17 protein-coding genes and 2 tRNA genes are annotated in these 16,733 nt (G+C 56.7%); 13 read left to right on the top strand and 6 right to left on the bottom strand.

Translation table 11 applies throughout. From position 1 onward, the window contains the following. The first annotated feature begins 59 nt into the window (after nt 1-59). Nucleotides 60-1,778 carry a hypothetical protein gene (locus H8K04_13325; protein ID UVT14814.1) on the top strand — a complete coding sequence of 573 codons (1,719 nt, stop codon included), beginning with the start codon at nt 60-62 and terminating at the stop codon, nt 1,776-1,778. Nucleotides 1,779-1,905: 127 nt separating this feature from the next. On the opposite strand, the gene H8K04_13320 is transcribed toward H8K04_13325, so the two are convergent. Beyond that, a complete protein-coding gene (locus H8K04_13320; GenBank protein UVT14813.1) occupies nt 1,906-2,625 on the bottom strand; it encodes a hypothetical protein in 720 nt (239 codons plus the stop codon). 180 nt (nt 2,626-2,805) lie between these two features. Here H8K04_13320 and H8K04_13315 point away from each other — a divergent pair, with 180 nt between their 5' ends. Both H8K04_13315 and H8K04_13310 read left to right on the top strand, forming a co-directional pair. Further along, the gene (locus tag H8K04_13315) at nt 2,806-3,444 is read left to right on the top strand and encodes an MBL fold metallo-hydrolase (protein ID UVT14812.1); all 639 of its coding nucleotides are present in this window, start codon (nt 2,806-2,808) and stop codon (nt 3,442-3,444) included. An 18-nt stretch (nt 3,445-3,462) separates the two neighbouring features. Continuing rightward, nucleotides 3,463-3,969, top strand: a complete 507-nt coding sequence (locus H8K04_13310; protein ID UVT14811.1) for a bifunctional nuclease family protein — start codon at nt 3,463-3,465, stop codon at nt 3,967-3,969. A gap of 149 nt (nt 3,970-4,118) precedes the next feature. On the opposite strand, the gene H8K04_13305 is transcribed toward H8K04_13310, so the two are convergent. After that, on the bottom strand, nt 4,119-4,427 hold the full coding sequence (locus H8K04_13305; protein UVT14810.1) for a hypothetical protein: 309 nt from the start codon (nt 4,425-4,427) through the stop codon (nt 4,119-4,121). A 145-nt stretch (nt 4,428-4,572) separates the two neighbouring features. On the opposite strand from H8K04_13305, the gene H8K04_13300 reads away from it, so the two are divergent. Further along, the gene (locus H8K04_13300; GenBank protein ID UVT14809.1) at nt 4,573-5,094 is read left to right on the top strand and encodes a class I SAM-dependent methyltransferase; all 522 of its coding nucleotides are present in this window, start codon (nt 4,573-4,575) and stop codon (nt 5,092-5,094) included. Between the two features lie 56 nt (nt 5,095-5,150). Here the strand turns inward: H8K04_13300 and H8K04_13295 are convergent, their stop codons facing one another. From H8K04_13295 to H8K04_13280, 4 genes are all read right to left on the bottom strand, one after another. Beyond that, complete coding sequence (locus H8K04_13295) at nt 5,151-5,576, bottom strand: PEGA domain-containing protein (GenBank protein UVT14808.1); 426 nt, start codon at nt 5,574-5,576, stop codon at nt 5,151-5,153. Nucleotides 5,577-5,689: 113 nt separating this feature from the next. Further along, the gene (trpS, locus tag H8K04_13290; GenBank protein UVT14807.1) at nt 5,690-6,682 is read right to left on the bottom strand and encodes a tryptophan--tRNA ligase; all 993 of its coding nucleotides are present in this window, start codon (nt 6,680-6,682) and stop codon (nt 5,690-5,692) included. Next, nucleotides 6,679-7,419: a site-2 protease family protein gene (locus tag H8K04_13285; protein ID UVT14806.1), complete on the bottom strand. Its 741-nt coding sequence runs from the start codon at nt 7,417-7,419 to the stop codon at nt 6,679-6,681. The genes trpS and H8K04_13285 overlap by 4 nt, the downstream gene beginning before the upstream one ends. Nucleotides 7,420-7,428: 9 nt before the next feature. Beyond that, nucleotides 7,429-9,399, bottom strand: coding sequence for a penicillin-binding protein activator (locus tag H8K04_13280; GenBank protein ID UVT14805.1), 1,971 nt, complete (start codon nt 9,397-9,399; stop codon nt 7,429-7,431). 148 nt (nt 9,400-9,547) lie between these two features. On the opposite strand from H8K04_13280, the gene xerD reads away from it, so the two are divergent. The 9 genes from xerD (at nt 9,548) to ybgF (ending at nt 16,729) form a co-directional block, all read left to right on the top strand. Next, the gene (xerD, locus tag H8K04_13275; protein ID UVT17976.1) at nt 9,548-10,477 is read left to right on the top strand and encodes a site-specific tyrosine recombinase XerD; all 930 of its coding nucleotides are present in this window, start codon (nt 9,548-9,550) and stop codon (nt 10,475-10,477) included. A 108-nt stretch (nt 10,478-10,585) separates the two neighbouring features. Continuing rightward, nucleotides 10,586-10,661 (top strand) — tRNA-Val (locus H8K04_13270). A 133-nt stretch (nt 10,662-10,794) separates the two neighbouring features. Continuing rightward, nucleotides 10,795-10,872: transfer RNA gene (locus H8K04_13265), tRNA-Asp, on the top strand. 73 nt (nt 10,873-10,945) lie between these two features. Next, complete coding sequence (locus H8K04_13260; GenBank protein ID UVT14804.1) at nt 10,946-11,647, top strand: MotA/TolQ/ExbB proton channel family protein; 702 nt, start codon at nt 10,946-10,948, stop codon at nt 11,645-11,647. After that, complete coding sequence (locus H8K04_13255; protein UVT14803.1) at nt 11,644-12,087, top strand: biopolymer transporter ExbD; 444 nt, start codon at nt 11,644-11,646, stop codon at nt 12,085-12,087. Before H8K04_13260 ends, H8K04_13255 begins: the two co-directional genes overlap by 4 nt. 13 nt (nt 12,088-12,100) lie before the next feature. Then, a complete protein-coding gene (locus H8K04_13250) occupies nt 12,101-13,144 on the top strand; it encodes a TonB family protein (protein UVT14802.1) in 1,044 nt (347 codons plus the stop codon). A 3-nt stretch (nt 13,145-13,147) separates the two neighbouring features. Beyond that, complete coding sequence (gene tolB / locus H8K04_13245) at nt 13,148-14,488, top strand: Tol-Pal system beta propeller repeat protein TolB (GenBank protein ID UVT14801.1); 1,341 nt, start codon at nt 13,148-13,150, stop codon at nt 14,486-14,488. 78 nt (nt 14,489-14,566) lie between these two features. Continuing rightward, the gene (gene pal, locus H8K04_13240) at nt 14,567-15,265 is read left to right on the top strand and encodes a peptidoglycan-associated lipoprotein Pal (protein UVT14800.1); all 699 of its coding nucleotides are present in this window, start codon (nt 14,567-14,569) and stop codon (nt 15,263-15,265) included. 63 nt (nt 15,266-15,328) lie between these two features. After that, the gene (ybgF, locus tag H8K04_13235) at nt 15,329-16,729 is read left to right on the top strand and encodes a tol-pal system protein YbgF (GenBank protein UVT14799.1); all 1,401 of its coding nucleotides are present in this window, start codon (nt 15,329-15,331) and stop codon (nt 16,727-16,729) included. Nucleotides 16,730-16,733 lie beyond the last annotated feature (4 nt).

The raw sequence follows: 16,733 nt of genomic DNA, 5'->3' as shown, positions 1-16,733 counted from the left end.
GAGAGAGAAGTCGAGCGGAATGTGCGCGATAGATCGTCGAGTGCGAAAAGGAGCAGATCATGAGAACGCCATTCAGTATTTTGGGAACAACCCTCTGCGGAATGTTGATCCTGACTTGCCCCGTTGCAACAGAGGATGTGTGGGCTCAATTGACTGGGTCTGGAAAATTGGTGCCGCTGGTATGGAATAACGGCAAGACGTATTTCTTCCAAGGAAGTGAATATGCCAGATACGACATCGCCCAGGATATGGCCGACGGTGACGATGGCAATGGCAATGCCTACCCTCGCCCCATTCAGAACAGCTGGCCCGGACTCTTCAATGAGAACATTGATGCCGCGGTGTTTTGGCCGGCACCACCTCCGGGAGGAGCTGAAATCAAGACGGTCGCTTACTTTTTCAAAGGTAATCAGTTTATGCGGTATGACGTTGATGCCGACCGCGCCGATTCGGCGGATGGTGCAGGTCGGCCCTATCCCCAGCCCATCTCCCTCAAGTGGCCTGGAATCTGGACTGACCGAGTGGATGCTGTCGTCGTGTGGCCGGTGCCGAGGGACGGCAGAACCGTCGCGTATTTTTTCCGAGACGATCAGTATATTCGGTTCGATGTGAAAAGGCATCGGGCAGATCCAGGTTACCCGAAGCCTATTGGCGGCAATTGGCCGAACTTCAAGTTTCCAAGTGGGATCGACGGCGCTGTGGCGTGGCCAACACCAATAGAAGGCAAGTCGGTCGTCTATTTCTTTAAGGGCGATCAGTATATGCGTTATGACGTGGATGCCGATCGCGCCGACGATCAAAGCGGAGGAGGACAGGGGTATCCTGCGCCAGTTGCCGGGAATTGGCCGGGCTTATTCGCAGAGGACTCGCTGGCGGTCTATGCCAAGCAGTGCGACGATGCCATCGGCGTCTCTGTTCCCGATTTCGACGTCGACAGCCCTTTGGGGACGACAGTTCCGACCGATCATCTCACACCGGCCAACGCCATCTATCCAAGCGGCACATGCGATCGCCCCAACGTGCTCAATGGAGTCTGCGATCACGGCAGCCGTTTTCGGGTGCTGATCAATACGGACAATGCGTATGTGGTGGCGCATGCCCGAAAGATGGGTCTGTCTCAAGGGCAGTACGGCGACGTCGCCGTCATACAGCATAATAAGATGAATGGCGCCACGTGCTTCTACCAAGGGGCGCTCGAAGACTTTCACTTGAGCCACAATGGCAACGTCAAGGCACCTTCCAAAGGAGTGGGCAATCCAACGTTCTGGATGACACCGGCGCAGATTGCCGGCAGCAAATTCCCCTGCGCCAGTTGTCACGACAACGGTCCCATCGTTCGATCACCTTATCTTGCGCAGATAACAGGCCCCAACCAGCTGCCCGGTTCGGGCGACGTCACCTTTAACAGCGATGGCCAGCCATATTCGTTTGTCGGCATCGATTTCGCTTCGTGGAAAGCCTACAAGGTTGAGGTACAGGACAATCAATGTAACGGTTGTCATCGCATGGGTGTCAACAATCTGAGTAACACCGGCAGCGTTCCGAACAACGGCACGGCGGTTGACTTGGGTCTCAAGGCCACCGCTGGTTCACAGGTCAGTAAGAACCCGCATTCAGCGACATCGCCGATATGGATGATGCCTGGGCAGGATACGTTTCAGCAGGCGACGGCTGATGCCGCACAAGCAATCAAGCAATGCGCGGACCAGTTCCGCGGAGAGTCAGCGCCACTGCCCGATTCGCCCAGCTGCAAGATTACGAAGTTTACGACGCCTTAATCACTATCTGCCACGCTTCGAGATGGGTTGATCTCGGGACTAGACAACCGGATCAGCTCATCCCTTCCCCGGCGACAAGACTGCCGACGTGGCCTAATGAATGTTCGCAGGAGTCAGCTTGTGCGGATCAAATCTTGCCCGGACTGGCCAGCGCTCTGTTGATTTCACCGATCAGACGGCGCTCGATTTCACTGGTTTCCTCGGCACTGACGGTCAGGATACGCCCGCCTTGCGCGAGCTTTTCAAATTCCGCTTTCACGCTGAGTTTGGTGACATTAGCGGGAAGAGCCTGGAGCGAGATGACATACTGATTCCGAAAGCCGGCCACTTCCAGGGAGGTTGGGTTCGACACCTTGCGTGCCGTGACATAGGCCGTCCGTTGATCGGTCTTGGCGCTGACCTTGAGTTGATAACCGTTCCGCGTGAGCGTTTCCTCAATGGCCTTTGCAACGGTCATCATGGGTCGGGGTAAGGTATCGACTTGTGCCCCCTTCTCATCGATATTGAGGGATTGAGCGGCTTGGGCCGCCGCCGTGCGTTGGACTTCCGCGCTCATGCGTTTGGTGTGCGCCAGTTGCAGTTCGAGTTGCTCGGTAAGCTGTTTGGTTTCGGTCTTGGCGCTCTCGGTCGTGTGCCTCGCGTCACGGAGTTCCTGATTGAGCAGGTCGATTTGCTGCTGCATCACCTTATTCCCGTCCTGCAAAGAGCCGAGAAGGGATTCTTGTTTGGTGATTTGCTTCTTGAGGGCGTCGTTCTCGGCGCGAAAGGGACTATCGTCCGGGGCGCATCCCGAGACGGCCAAGACCAATATGGATCCGATCCGCAATGACCACTGGGTCACAGACATGTCGTCTCTCACGCGAGTGTCCTCCGAACAAAGTGCGGGGATTATCCACGCTTTGGCCCGACTTGTCCACGTGGATGTGAGGCAATTAACCCCGTATGATCTGTCGCGTGAGAGCTGTGGCAGCGCTACGAAGTCCCTAGCTTGCGCCGCAGTACCGTCCAGCTGTAGCATGCCTCAGTGATGCCTTCACTGCTTCGGAAAACCTTCTCCGTCCCTCCGCTTGGCTGTAACTGTTCGATCATCGGCGATCCGATCACGAAGCAAGCCGTTGTCATCGATCCCGGTGGGGCGCCGGAGCGAATTCTCCATGAGGTGCAGAAACTGGGTTTCACCGTCAGGCACATCCTCCATACGCACGCCCATCTCGACCACTTTTTAGCGTCCAGCGAAATCAAGAAGGCGACCGGCGCGGCGATTTGCCTGCACCAGGGTGATCTTGATCTGTGGAAAAATCTGGAATTGCAATGTCGCGTGTTCGGGGTTTCGTATGTCCCGGCGCTGCCTCCGGACCACTGGCTTCAGGATGAAGAACAGGTGATGCTGGGGCAGAACCCGATCGTGGCGATTCACACGCCGGGCCATACGCCAGGGTCGATGAGTTTTCATGTGCCGAATGAACAACTCGTGCTGGCCGGCGATACGCTCTTTCGGGGAAGTATCGGCCGGACCGATTTATGGGGCGGCAACTTTGAGGCCATCGAGGAATCGATTCGCGAGCGACTCTATACGCTCGACGAGGCTACAATTGTGGTGACCGGACACGGGCCGGAAACTGAAATCGGCGTCGAAAAGGAGACGAATCAGTTTGTCCGTGCATGACAGGACCGGGGAGGGACCATGGCTCCATTCAAGCTGCTGGTACTTGTTACACTGCTCTGCCTCGTGCCGGTTCACGCGGTTGCCCTGACGGATGAGCCACCGAACGCTCGTCCTGATCCAATCACGATTACCGAGGTCAAAGTCCGTGTCTCGGATCATGGTCCGGTCGTGTTGCTGCAGGCCGAAGGCCGCACGATTCCCATTTTTGTCGATGCCACGGTGGCTCTCTCCATTCAAAGTGCGATGAACGGGGACCAATTGCCCCGTCCGATGTCGCACGATCTGATGCGCGCGATTCTGGAGGCCTACGGTGGGAAGGTGACGCAGACGGTCATCACGCTGAAAAACGGGACGTACTTTGGAGCATTAACTGTCTCGCTCAACGATCAGGTGAAAGTGTTCGACAGCCGGTCATCCGACTCAATCGCACTGGCGATACATTTCAATGCGCCGATTCTCGTCGAGCGGGATCTGCTGGAATCAGCCGGGAAGGTTCCGGAAAAAGAAAAAGAGACGGAGCTGTGATGTCTCAGATTGTTGTAAGATCCGCGGCCATTCAAAAAGGTCGTCCTGTTAGGCTGCAGCCAGCGAAGAGGCGAATCGTACTTTGGGCTGTACGGTGAGCCCTCTAAGCGATGTGAGAACAACGCAGGCGGGATTTTCCAATGGCCGCGCTATTCTTTGGCGAGACGTTCCTTGAGTCGCTCAAGCCGCTTGTCAGTGGATTGTTTGATGAAGATCATATTCTCGGCGAGGTGTTGCTGGGCGGTGATCTTTCCTTCGTCGCGCCGCTTTTGTTGGTCGAGTCCGAACTGCGCGATGATCGGTCCGTCTTCTTTGTTGAGCTCTTTCCAGATTTCGGCACAGCGTAGCTGTTTGGCCGGCGGGTACTTGTCGCAGGGTGGATCGGCGGCAGAAGAAATCGAAGGTAGAACGGCCAGGTTGATGATCAGAACCGACCAGTATCGCCACGAGTGAATCATTCGTTTCTCCATCGGAATGTCCGTCCGTCGGCCGCAGCACCATACCACAAGTTCTGAAATCTCGCAGACTCTTCAGACGTATGAGAAGGATGCCGAGCTTTTCCTCAAACATTGGGGAAAGCGGAGGTACAAGCGGCCGCTGCTGTTGACTGAGTGGTTAACATTCCTTCCTAGACGAGGTGTGTTCCTCGACCTGGGTTGCGGTGCCGGTCAAGACGCCCGGTATCTCACGAGGCGAGGGCACCGAGTCGTCGGTCTGGATCGAACCATGCCCTTGTTGCAGTTTGCGACAAGGCAATCCCCGTTCGTGCCGCTTGTCCTCGCGGACATCAGAGCGCTTCCCATCCGAGCCGACAGCATTGACGGAATTTGGGCGGCAGCCTCATTGATTCACTGCCCAAAGAGACACATGACGGGTGTATTGGCTGCGCTTCGTCATCTCGTGAAACCCAAGGGCGTTCTTGCCGCAACGCTGACATATGGAAGCCTGAGCGGCACTAAACGAACAGGTTGGATGCCGGGCCGGTATGTTGCTCGCTGGAGAAAAGACGAGTTCGCCAGGATGCTCTGTCGAGCGGGATGGACGGTACTCTCGTTACGGGTTGTGGACAATCAAGAACGCAAGGGAAGATGGCTCAATGTGATTGCGATGAGAGCGCGGGGCTGAAGCTCTGGCAGACTAAGGTTTCAAGAGCGGGTACCGTAGCGATGGGCAGTGCCGTTTCATTGATTAGACGACAGTGCCGCGGCCGATTTCGGCTCCAACGTGACGTAAACCTTGTCGGCGAAGATGTAGTACCCGCCGTTGTCTTTGTCGGATGAAATACACGAAGGGGAGAAGATGATGGCGCAGCCGAAGATGTCGCCAAGAACCCACCACGACCAGGTTCTCGTGAGAGCAATGGTCTTCGGCTCGTACCCCTCTTTGGTGATGACGGCCTGATGATCGCCTTTTCGGCTCAGTGACACGGTTCCCGGTGCGAGCAAGTGGACGCGGTCATCGACGACAACCTCTGCGTCCAGCGGTGTCGTGAAAATGGTGACGGACTGACGGTCGCCGTGCCACCAGGAGCCGCACCCGGTGAGCGAGACCAGTCCCACAAGCAGTGCACTCTTTATGATTCTGACTTCAATCGTCCTGCGCGCCATAGCGATTTCTCCCGCTGATAGATGTCCTGCGAGGCATTTTTTCACTGTCTCGGGTGTTCTTCTAGTGGATTCGCAAATCTTGCAGGAGGAGGTTCGAGACGAGAAAGACTAGGCTAGATCTTCATAGACTCGTTCACTTCGCGTAAAGTCGCCTGGGCGACCGCGGAAGCCCGCGTGCTGCCGGCTTCGACGATCTCGTCAACGCGGGACGGATGCTGGGTCAGCTTGGCGCGGGCGTCCCAAATCGGGGTCAACTGTTCCACCATACGGTCCGCCACGAGTTTCTTGCAGTCGATGCAGCCGATCGCGGCGGTCCGGCATTCTCGGTTCACCTGGTCTTTGACCGCCTGTGAAGAATAAATATTGTGGAATTCATAAACAGGACAGAGGTCGGGATTGCCGGGATCGGTGCGTCTTACGCGGGCGGGATCGGTCACCATGGTCTTGAGCTTTTGCCGGACAACCGGTTCCGCGTCCGAGAGGTTGATCGTATTGTGGTAACTCTTGCTCATTTTTCGGCCATCGGTGCCGATCACTTTGGGGAACTTGGTCAGATGTTCCTTCGGTTCTGGAAACACCGGTGCTTTGTAAATGTCGTTGAATCGCCGAGCGATCTCCCTTGTCAATTCGAGATGGGGAAGTTGATCTTTCCCCACCGGCACAAAATCCGGTTTATACAAGAGAATATCGGCAGCCTGCAGGACCGGGTATCCGAGAAAGCCGTAGGTGGTGAGATCTTTCTCTTTGATCTCGTCCTGCTTCTCTTTATAGGTCGGATTGCGTTCGAGCCATGAGATCGGAGTCAACATCGAGAGCAGGAGGTGCAAGATGGCATGTTCGGGAATACGCGACTGGATAAAGATCGTGGACCGTTCCGGGTCGATACCCCCGGCCAGCCAATCGATCAACATTTCCCGAACGAACGTGCGAATGCGGCTTGTGTCCGCATAGTTGGTCGACAGGGCGTGCCAATCGGCGACAAAAAAATAACAGTCGTATTGTGCCTGCAACGCCTTCCAGTTCTCCAACGCTCCCAGGTAATTCCCAAGATGCATGAGGCCGCTGGGCTGCATGCCGCTGAGTACGCGGCTCTGCGGCGCCGTCATTCCGCACCTCCTGGGCGGAGGCCGAGCGCGGTCGACAGGATCGTCCCGGACACACCTGAGGCGAAGGTGCCGGTAATCGTATGGATGACGTGCAATTCCTTGTCAAATACGATCAGGCCCACCAAGATGAGCATCCCATAGGGTTCCAATCGTGCCAATGCCATGGCCGGTTTTGGCGGAAGCAGCGCCGTCAAAATCCGGCCACCGTCGAGCGGCGGAATCGGAAGCAGGTTGAACAATGCGAGAAAGACGTTGATCAACACGGAATACAGCGCCATGACGGCAATCGGACGCAAGATCATGGTGGCGAGGAGGCCCGATGACGCAGCAGTCTCAGAGGCATTTCTGAGAGATAAGGTTGGCTCGACGGTCAGGAGCAAGGCCAGCAGCAACGCACTCGCGACTGCCAGCAACAGATTCATCCCCGGGCCTGCCGCGGCGACAAGCGCCATATCCCGCCGAGGCTGATGCATATTTCGAGGGTCGATCGGAACCGGCTTTGCCCAGCCCAGCAGAAAGCTTCCGGGTAACACCAAACAGATCAAGGGCAGAATGACGGTCCCGAAGGGATCGATGTGAGCCAGGGGGTTGATGGTGAGTCGACCCTCATTTTTCGCGGTCGAATCACCGCATTTCACTGCCATCCATCCGTGTGCGTATTCATGGAGCACCATTGCGAACAGCAGAGGGAGCGCCATATACGAGATCGTGTGGATGATGTGTGAAAGGGAGTTCATGGAAATTCTTCAGTCCAATTGCACGAACTTACCCTGTTTGACCTGCAGAAGAAAGAGCGGTCGGTGCAGGGTGCCGTCCGGTCCGAAACTGGCGGGGCCGGCAAGTGTCGGCAGGTTGTGCTGTGTCATCAAGAATTCTTGAAGGGCTTCGCCGGAGGTCGCACCGTGACGGATTCCTTCGATCACGATTCTGGCCGCATCATATCCCTGCATGGTGAAGAGTGAAGGAGTGGTTTGGAAACGCTTCTGATATCGCTGAACGAACTCCTGCACCGCCGGGGTCGGACTGTCGACGAAGAAGCCGTCGACGAATGTGGCGCCGTCGACCGTTCGATCGGCGGTGCGGGCGAAATCCTGCGAGTTCCAGCCGTTCGTGCCCAACAGAGGAGCTTTAATGTCGTGATAGGCCAGTTGGGCGGCGATGAGGCCGATCTCATGAGAGCGACTCGGGATGAAGATGGCGTCGAATCCCGGAGTATAAAGGACGCGCTTTTCTGTTCGGCTGATCGGTTTGCCGGGTAGACGCGGTACATCCACCGGAATGGCCAGCCCATACTTCTTCAAGTCTTCGGCCTTGAGCCGCTGGATTTGAGGTCCGAAATCGGTTTCCCCTTCCTTGAAAGTTTCGATCGCGATGATTTCGCCGTCGAGCTGACGCACTTCCTGCATGAAGAGTCGGGCGAGTTCCCGCCCGTAGACTGTGTCAGGGTGGAGAATGCAGAACCGCCGATAGTCCCGTTCTTTCGCGGCGTAGGCGGCGATCCGCTGGGCTTGCATCGCATAGGTCAGCGACGTGCTGAACAGATAGGTGCCCAATCGGCGGACGTTCGGGAGCGTTGCCGCCGGTGTGATCAAAGGCACTCTCGTTCTTTGCGCCATTTCTGCCATGACCGGCAGATTCTTTGACAACATGGGCCCGATGACGGCGAGGGGACGATCGTCGTTCAGCAGCTCTGAGAGATCATCCAAAAATCCCTGCCGGTCGGCATCATGATCTTTCACGAGCAACCCAACGGATGGAGTGCCGGGCTGCTCGCGAGCCCGCTCCACTGCGAGCTGAATACCTTCCAAGACGTCGTTCGCAAACACGGACAGGTTTCCCGACAGTGGAAGGACGGCCGCGAGGAAATACTGATTGGCTTTCAATCTGGTCCTCAAGAGGTCCAGCGTCTCGCCGGCCTTTGGGCTATAGGGATGGCCCGGAAATGAGGCAAGGAATTGTCGAATCTCCCGTTCCGCTAAATGGTCTTCGCCGCGACCGGTGTAATACTCAATGAGACGGATCGATGCGAGGTCACCCGGATAAGAGCGCGGGTATCCGTCCCGTACTCGGGCCAACCCTTTCTTGTCCAACTTCTCGGAGATAAATAGACGAATCTGCTCCCGCGTTTCCTTGACCTGTTCCCCCGAACTGCCTGCCATTCCCTCCAGTAATGTGTGGATGGCCCGGACATACTCTTTCTTTTGAGCGAATGTCTCGGCAGTCAGTTGCTGGGCCTCATGCCTGGTGGTTTCGTCCAGCGTCGTCGTCCGCACCTGAGCCAGCAATGGCAGGGCCAAGTCGATGTTGCCCATTGCCACGTGGGTCCGGGCCAGCAGCAACTTGCCTCGATCTACAAGCTCAGATTCAGGGAACTCTGTCTGGAGTTGGGTGAGATAGCGGAGCGCCTCGCCGTAATCCTTCATGCCGTAGAGGGCTGCGCCGAGCAGCAGGTAGGTGTCATCGAGCTGTTCAGGCGGTGGAGTCGTGGTCAAGAATCGACGCAAGGTGGAGGCGGCGGACTCGGGATCGCCTCTTTCAATCAGTTGTTTGGCCTGATTCAAGATCGGCGGAATAGGAGAAAGATTCTTAGCGGGATCCGCCGCATCACTCCATCCAGCTGATAGGAGACCGATACCGAGCATCGCCGCAAGCGCGATGACGACCATCAGCGGCGGCCTGGCTGAAACGGGGAAAGGGTTATACGAGTAGGCGAGCATTACGTTCGGCCCGTGGTAGGCCGTACGTGACTAGTATCGGAAAGGGTGCGACCTGTCAAGGAGAACTACCGTGGCGTCATTGTACCGAGCTAGTGACTTGGCTATAGTCCATTATCCGATGGCTATGGCGCACTCTTCACCACCATTATTGGATCCTCTGGTCGAACGATATCTCTGCCAGCTGAGGGTTGAAGGAGGGTTGGCGACCAATACGCTGGAGGCGTACCGGCGGGACCTCCTCCGATTGCAGGGGTATTTGCGGGAGCATCAGTTCAGTATGACGGATTCCATTCCACCGCATACTGTGCGGTCGTTCCTGGCGGCGCTCAAACAGAACGCGCTTGCGGCGGCATCAGTGGCCCGCATACTCTCGGCGATTCGAGGATGGTATCGTTTTTTGGTTCGTGAAAAAATCGTGGAGGCAAGCCCGGTTCGTGATGTGACAGCGACTCGTCGCCCGGTCCGATTGCCGAGAACGCTCACGCATCAGGAAGTGACGGCGTTGCTGGAGTTGCCTGCGCGGGATCGCCTTGAGGACCAGCGTGACCGTGCCATGCTGGAATTGCTCTATGCATCGGGTCTGCGCGTTTCGGAACTCGTGGGGCTGCATCTCTCCCAGATCGATATGATTCTCGGCTGTGTCAGGGTGGTGGGGAAAGGCGCCAAGGAACGAGTCGTGCCGGTGGGACAGACGGCGCGCGAGCTATTGGGTGAGTACCTCGAGCAGGTACGACCAGCCCTGCTCAAGCGGCGATTGTCCCGTGCCCTCTTCGTCAGCAGGCGTGGGCAGGGACTCACGAGGCAAGCGTGTTGGAAGCTTCTTCTACAGCGCGCGCGGCGCGCGGGTATTTCCAAGCCGATTTCGCCGCATATGTTGCGACATTCATTTGCGACGCATCTTCTGGAAGGCGGGGCCGACCTCCGAGCCGTTCAATCGATGCTGGGACATGCGGATATCGAGACAACCCAAATCTATACGCATGTGGAGCGCAGCCGGCTCAAGCAGGTTCATCGGCAATTTTTCCCGCGCCAGATCAGTCGCCGACGAGCAGACGTTGGGAAGGTGAGGAAACCATAGGAATGCAGTGGTGTCGTCTATGACGAACAAAGCGGCGCGAGTTGTGCGCATCGTGGTTGACAAGGAGATACATACTTGGTACGCTCCGCGGACGTTGCTAAGAAAATCGGGCGGATAGCTCAGTTGGAAGAGCGCTGCCCTTACAAGGCAGAGGTCACAGGTTCAATCCCTGTTCCGCCTACCATTGGAAGACTGTGGTAAGCAGCGACAGGAAGAGCACTTCCGGAACGAAGGATCCGAATCCTACACTCGGGAGTTGAGCGGCGACCAACGATATCCACTTGTCCTGCTGTTGTTCCGCTAGAGAGAGATTTTACGGGGCCGTCGTTCAGCCTGGTTAGGACGCCAGATTGTCAATCTGGAGGTCGCGGGTTCAAATCCCGTCGGCCCCGCCATTTTCCCCAGTGTTTGATACAATCCACTTTATCAAGAAGCGTTGAGCGCTGAGGAGGGAGAGTCTAGACTCGTATGTTTCAAGCCGGTCCACTGGGAATTATTGCGTCGCTCGGGATTGTCTCCAAGGTGGTTCTGCTGGTTCTGGTCTGCTTTTCCATCATTTCATGGGCGATCATTTTCTATAAATGGGCGACGTTTCGCGCGGCCGACGCAAAGGACCGCCGGTTCATGGCCGTGCTGCTTCGGGCACGAGATGTCGAGGAAGTCACCCGGCACGCGCAACAAACGACCGGAAGCCCCTGTGCGAAAGTTTTTTATACCGTTGTCCAGCGATTAGGCCATATCCCCACCGAGCTGAATGACAGCGGGTCCATGGCTTTTGATCGGCATGTGATGGAGCGGACGGCGGCCCATCTGGCTCAAGGTCAAATTTCCAAGCTGGAGTCGTATCTGCCGTTTCTGGCCACCACCGGGAACATATGCCCATTCGTAGGCCTCCTGGGGACCGTCATGGGGATCATCGACTCCTTTCGGGAAATCGGCACACAAGGCACCGCCAGTATTGCGGCCGTCGCGCCGGGGGTTTCGGAAGCGTTGATCGCGACCGCCGCCGGATTGTTTGCCGCGATTCCCGCCGTCATCGCCTATAATTATTTTCTGACCCGCATCAGACGAACCGCATTGCACATGGATTCCGTCGTGGTGGAACTTCTGGCCTTGGTCCCAGCTCAAAGCAGACCTGCCGCTCCCGTTCCTGTTGGAGCGAAGGGATGATTTTCGAGACGAGACAACGTCGATTCTTGGCGGAGATCAACGTCATTCCGCTCGTGGATGTCGTGCTCGTGCTGCTGGTGATCTTCATGGTCACCGCACCGATGCTGTATCGGGGAATGGACATCAAGCTGCCGACTTCAGCGTCGAACACCATCAAGCCGGAGATCCGGGCGGTGCTGACGATCGAGAAGGACCAGCGCCTCTACCTCGACAAAGATCAAGTGAGTGTGGCTCAACTCGAGCGAAAGCTGCGCGTGTTGAAAGAAGAGCATGCGGATGTCTCACTGTATCTGCGCGCCGATCGCGACGTGCCGTATGGAGTAGTGGTTCAGGTGATGGATGGCGTCAAGAAAGCCGGTATCGAGAAACTCGGTATGGTAACTGACCCGACGGGACCTGAACGAGTTGAGGGTCCATCGTCCCCTCCACATAACCATTAGGATAAGGTTCACGGTGCAGGCTTGGACATCAGCCGGCATGTTAGCGGATGATGAATGGCAGGCGACGCTGACCCGTCGCTTGGCCGGTGCCGTCGTTGTTTCTCTGGTGCTGCATGTGGGAATACTGGCCGTTGTCGGGTGGATACGACTGCCTCAACATGGTGAGCGGCCTCTGGCGTCCATTGACATATCGCTCGCGAATCTCCAGACGCCTCCGGTAAAGACCGTTGAACCCGAGAAGAGTCCGCCGAGTAAAAAAGAGATAGAGCGACCCAAGCCGGTTGAGCAGCCCAAGCCCATCGAGCGCTCCAAGCCTGCGCCGCCAGTCAAAGCAGCGCCGTCACCGGGGCCGCCTGTGAAAGCAACGCCGATTCCTCCTCCGGTGGCTCCCGCAAAGCCGTCGAATGACATCATGCGCGATGTCATGAAAGACATTGAATTGCCGCCGGACGCTCCAAGGTTGGGGGATATCAGTCCAGAGGACAAACCTAAGAAGCTGCCGGCCATGAAACTGCCGGATGTGCCGGTCGTTGCGGAGACGAGGGAAGCGACGGAGAGAAAACCGGTCGCTCCCGCGACGTCTTCATCCTTGACGGAGGACGTCGCGAAAGAATTGGATGAAGAACTCAAGAAGATCAGAAAGGTCGAACCTCCCAAGGTACCAGCTCCCGCTGACGTGCCGCCGAAGCCCGCGCCTCAAGTGGAGGCGAAGGCGATGAGTATGAAAACTGTCGATACCACGCTCAAGGTCCCCGGGATGGCTCCGGGGTCCAACGCGTATCTGGGGCTGGTCCGGCAACGTATCAGTGGTTTCTGGAGCGCCCCTCCTGTGGATGTGACCAGGCAGGCCTATGTCGTCATTGTGCAATTCAGACTGCATCGGAATGGGTCGGTGACGGGGGTGTCGATCGAACGGTCCTCCGGAAATGAATATTATGACTTGGCCGGAAAACGGGCAGTGCTTAACGCGGTTCCCTTGCCTGTATTCCCGCCGGACATCACGGATGCCTATTTCGACGCGCATTTCACTTTTACCGTCGGTGAACCTCAAGGATAACCTATGACGTTTCGAGCTCTCGTGATCGTCGGTCTGTGTGCGTTGGCCGGTCTGGCATGGATCATCGAATCCGGTGCCGCGGACGTATTTCTTGAAGCCACAAGAGCGGATTTTCAGAAAATTCCGTTGGGAGTCGCCGGGATCGATAATATCGGCGGATCGGAGTCGCCTGAAGGGCGTGTCAAACTGGGCACACGCATCGAAGAGGTGCTCAAGGCGGATGTGCGACGCTCACTCGTGTTTTCTCTTGTCGATTTGTCGAGCCTGGGCATAAAAGTCAGCCAAGCGGGAGCCGAGCCTGATCCGTCCTTCAAGCAAGCTGCGGAGAACGGGGTGTCCGTCATCGTGTGGGGCAAGGCGGGGATGAAGAACGGAAACAAGGACCCGGATGTCAACATGGATGGGTACGTGTATGATGCCGGCACCGATGAAGTGGTGGGTGGCAAACGATACGTCGGCTCCACGTCGGTCGTCCGGCTTATGGCGCATCGATTTGCGGATGAGTTGGTCTTCCGGTATACGGGTGAGCCCGGAATTGCCAGGACGAAGATCGCCTACGTCTCGGAGCAAGGATCGGCCCGCGAATTATTCGTGATGGACTACGATGGGTATGAGCCGCGTCAGCTGACGGCGGACGGCTTCTTGAACCTGATGCCACGCTGGTCGCCGGATCGCCGATTCTTGGTCTTTACCGCGTACCGCAATCGAAACGCTCAAAATATCGACATGATTGAGCTTGCCACTGGAAAGCGTTGGACACTGGTTGCGCAGGGGGGCTTGAACATCACTCCGGCTCTCTCTCCGGATGGAAATGCGCTGGCCTATTCTTCAAGCCATGAAGGAAACGCCGAGCTGTACCGCTTGGATCCCCGTACAAAAGCCGTTCAACGACTGACGACGAACGCCGCCGGAGATCTCTCTCCTTCCTGGTCTCCTTCCGGCCGTGAGCTCGCCTTTACATCGGATCGGAGCGGAGGCCCGCAAATTTTTCTCATGAGCGCGGATGGCTCCAACGTGCGTCGATTGACGTTTGACGGAGACTATAACGCTGCGCCGGCGTGGTCGCCTCGAGGGAATTGGATTGCCTATGTGTGCCGGACCTCCAAGAAAGAGTACAAACTGTGTTTGATCACACCGGACGGCCAGAAGCATGTACAGCTCACGACGGGACCGGGCGTGGACGATTCTCCCTCCTGGTCTCCGGATGGGCGCCATCTCGTGTTCAGTTCGACGGCGGACGGAAAGAGCCAGATCTACATGATCAATGCGGATGGCAAGGATTTCGAGCGCATTACCTTCACGGGCACGCACAACAGCGCGCCGACATGGTCGCCGGCTTCGTGATTTTTGGATGAGGCATTGACGATAATCGTCCTCCGCTGTATGAAGGAGAGGACATCTTATGAGGAGGGAATGAATCCAATGAAAAAGTTATCAGCGAGCTACCTACCGTTGATTCTTGGGGTCCTCGTACTAGGTACCCCTGCGTGTTCGAAAAAGGCGGTTCAATCGGGCGGAGGGACCCAGTCGTTACAGGAAGACATGGCGAGAGGAGGCCTGGCCAAGGAAGGAACCGGCTCGAGCTTTCCCGATACGTCCCTTTCCGGCCGTGAGGATTCGAGCAGCCTACGCGGATTGGATCGAAATCCTTCCGAGGAACGGCTCGGCGGCAATAACGGGAATGCCGGCAACTCCGGGAATACCATGGTGGCCAAATCCGACCCTGGGACCGCCGCTCGCCAGTTGGACGAAATGCGCGCCGAACAGGTAGCATCGGCGGCAGCCGGACTGCGGGATGTCTTTTTCGCCTACGACAGTTTTTCAATAACGGATGAAGGACGCCACGCGTTGTCCAGCGATGCGGAATGGGTCAAATCGAATCCGAGCGTGCAACTGAAAATCGAAGGACATTGTGACGAACGAGGCACTTCAGCCTATAATTTGGTCTTGGGTGAGAAACGCGCAAAAGCAGTTCGGAACTATCTGGTTGAGCTGGGTGTGGCCTCCAATCACTTATCGGTCATCTCCTACGGGAAGGAACGGCCATTCTGTAATGAGCACGCAGAATCCTGCTATTCACAAAATCGCCGCGGTCATCTCGTCGTCAAGACAGGGAAGTAGGAAGGGTGTCGCCGCATAGGTGGCTCCGCTTCTCGTGAATCGGCCGGAGAAAAGAAATTGGCTATGAAACCTCAACGGCGAGCCACGCACGGTGTGATCCTGAGCATCGCGACGATAGGGGCCGTCTTGTCGGGCTGTGTCGCACAGCAGGCTGACCTGAAACAGACCGAAAAAGTTCTTCAACAGCAGCTCTCACAGACCAGAGCTCGGCAAGGTCAGGAAATTACGACCCTCCGAGAATACGAGCTTCCGCAGCTGCGGGGAGAGCTGGAAAAGGTTCTGCATCAAACACAAGAGCTTCAAGCCAAACAGGAGGACCTCAAACATCGGTCGGCGCAGCTGGAGCAGCAGACGAAGAAGTTGGAGCAACTGGCGGCCAAGCTTGAAACCGACGGCAGCACGCGCCATTTGTGGATGCAAAAGAGTTTCGAGACCCAGGATACCAAGGTTTCGGCCAGACTGGATGAAATGTCCAAGACCATGGAAGCCATGAAGAAGGACATCATCGAAGTCGTCCAGCGTACCAATGAAGGTCTTGCCAAGCGGGTGGACGTGAAACTTGATGAACAACGAAAAGAAGCGACGGAAAATCACAATAGGATCGAGCAGGTCTCACAAAAGTTTGCCCAATTTAACCAGGCGCTGACCGGATTTCGAGAAGCATTGACCGGGCTCAATGAACGTGTGGGTGAGGAAGAACAGGCCACGAAGAACGTCGCGGCGAAGCTCGACGGCGATTCAAAGACCACGGCCATTCATGCAGAGGAAGTCAACAGAAGCGTGCTCTCCGTGACGAAGGCGCTGGAAGCTGTCGGGCAAAAAGTGACCGCCCGTCTTGATGAGCAGGACAGCCGGATCGACTCGCTTCTGAAGGCTGTGGAGCAGATTTCGAATAAGCCCGCTCCTCGGCAACAAGGCGCCAAACCGGCTCAGCGGTCGACGCCGGGCCCTAATGAGACCACACCGGAAGGCGGCCAGGCGTCGGCTTCATCCGGTGGACCGGACGCCACCGCAGGCGTGACGACGATCGTGCCGCCTCAAGAATCACCGACGTTCGAATCCATGCAAGCCAGCGCCGACCCTCCTGATCGGGTTCGCTATGAACGGCTGCTGACCTTGTTTCGAGAGGGAGATCTGGAAGGAGCCCGTCAAGGATTCACCGGCTTTCTCTCCGAGTATCCGAACTCCACCCTCGCCCCGAATGCCCGCTTTTGGCTGGGTGAATCGTACTTCGGGAAGAAGGATTTTCAGAAAGCCATCGATGCGTACGACAAGGTGGAGATCGACTATCCCAGCAGTGAGAAGGTGCCCGCCGCGATCCTGAAAAAGGGGTTTGCGTATTTGGCGTTGAAGGACAAGAAGCGGGCATCGTCGGCATTCAAGCAAGTGGTCACGCTCTACCCGAAAAGCAGCGAAGCGGGAAAAGCGTCGGACAAACTGGCTCAACTCAAGGAGGTGCGGTAACACC

Origin of the sequence: Nitrospira sp., assembly GCA_024760525.1 — a bacterium.
Classification (GTDB): domain Bacteria; phylum Nitrospirota; class Nitrospiria; order Nitrospirales; family Nitrospiraceae; genus Nitrospira_D.
Note: the sequence above shows the minus strand (reverse complement) of the source record. Positions and strands in the feature narration are given on the sequence as shown.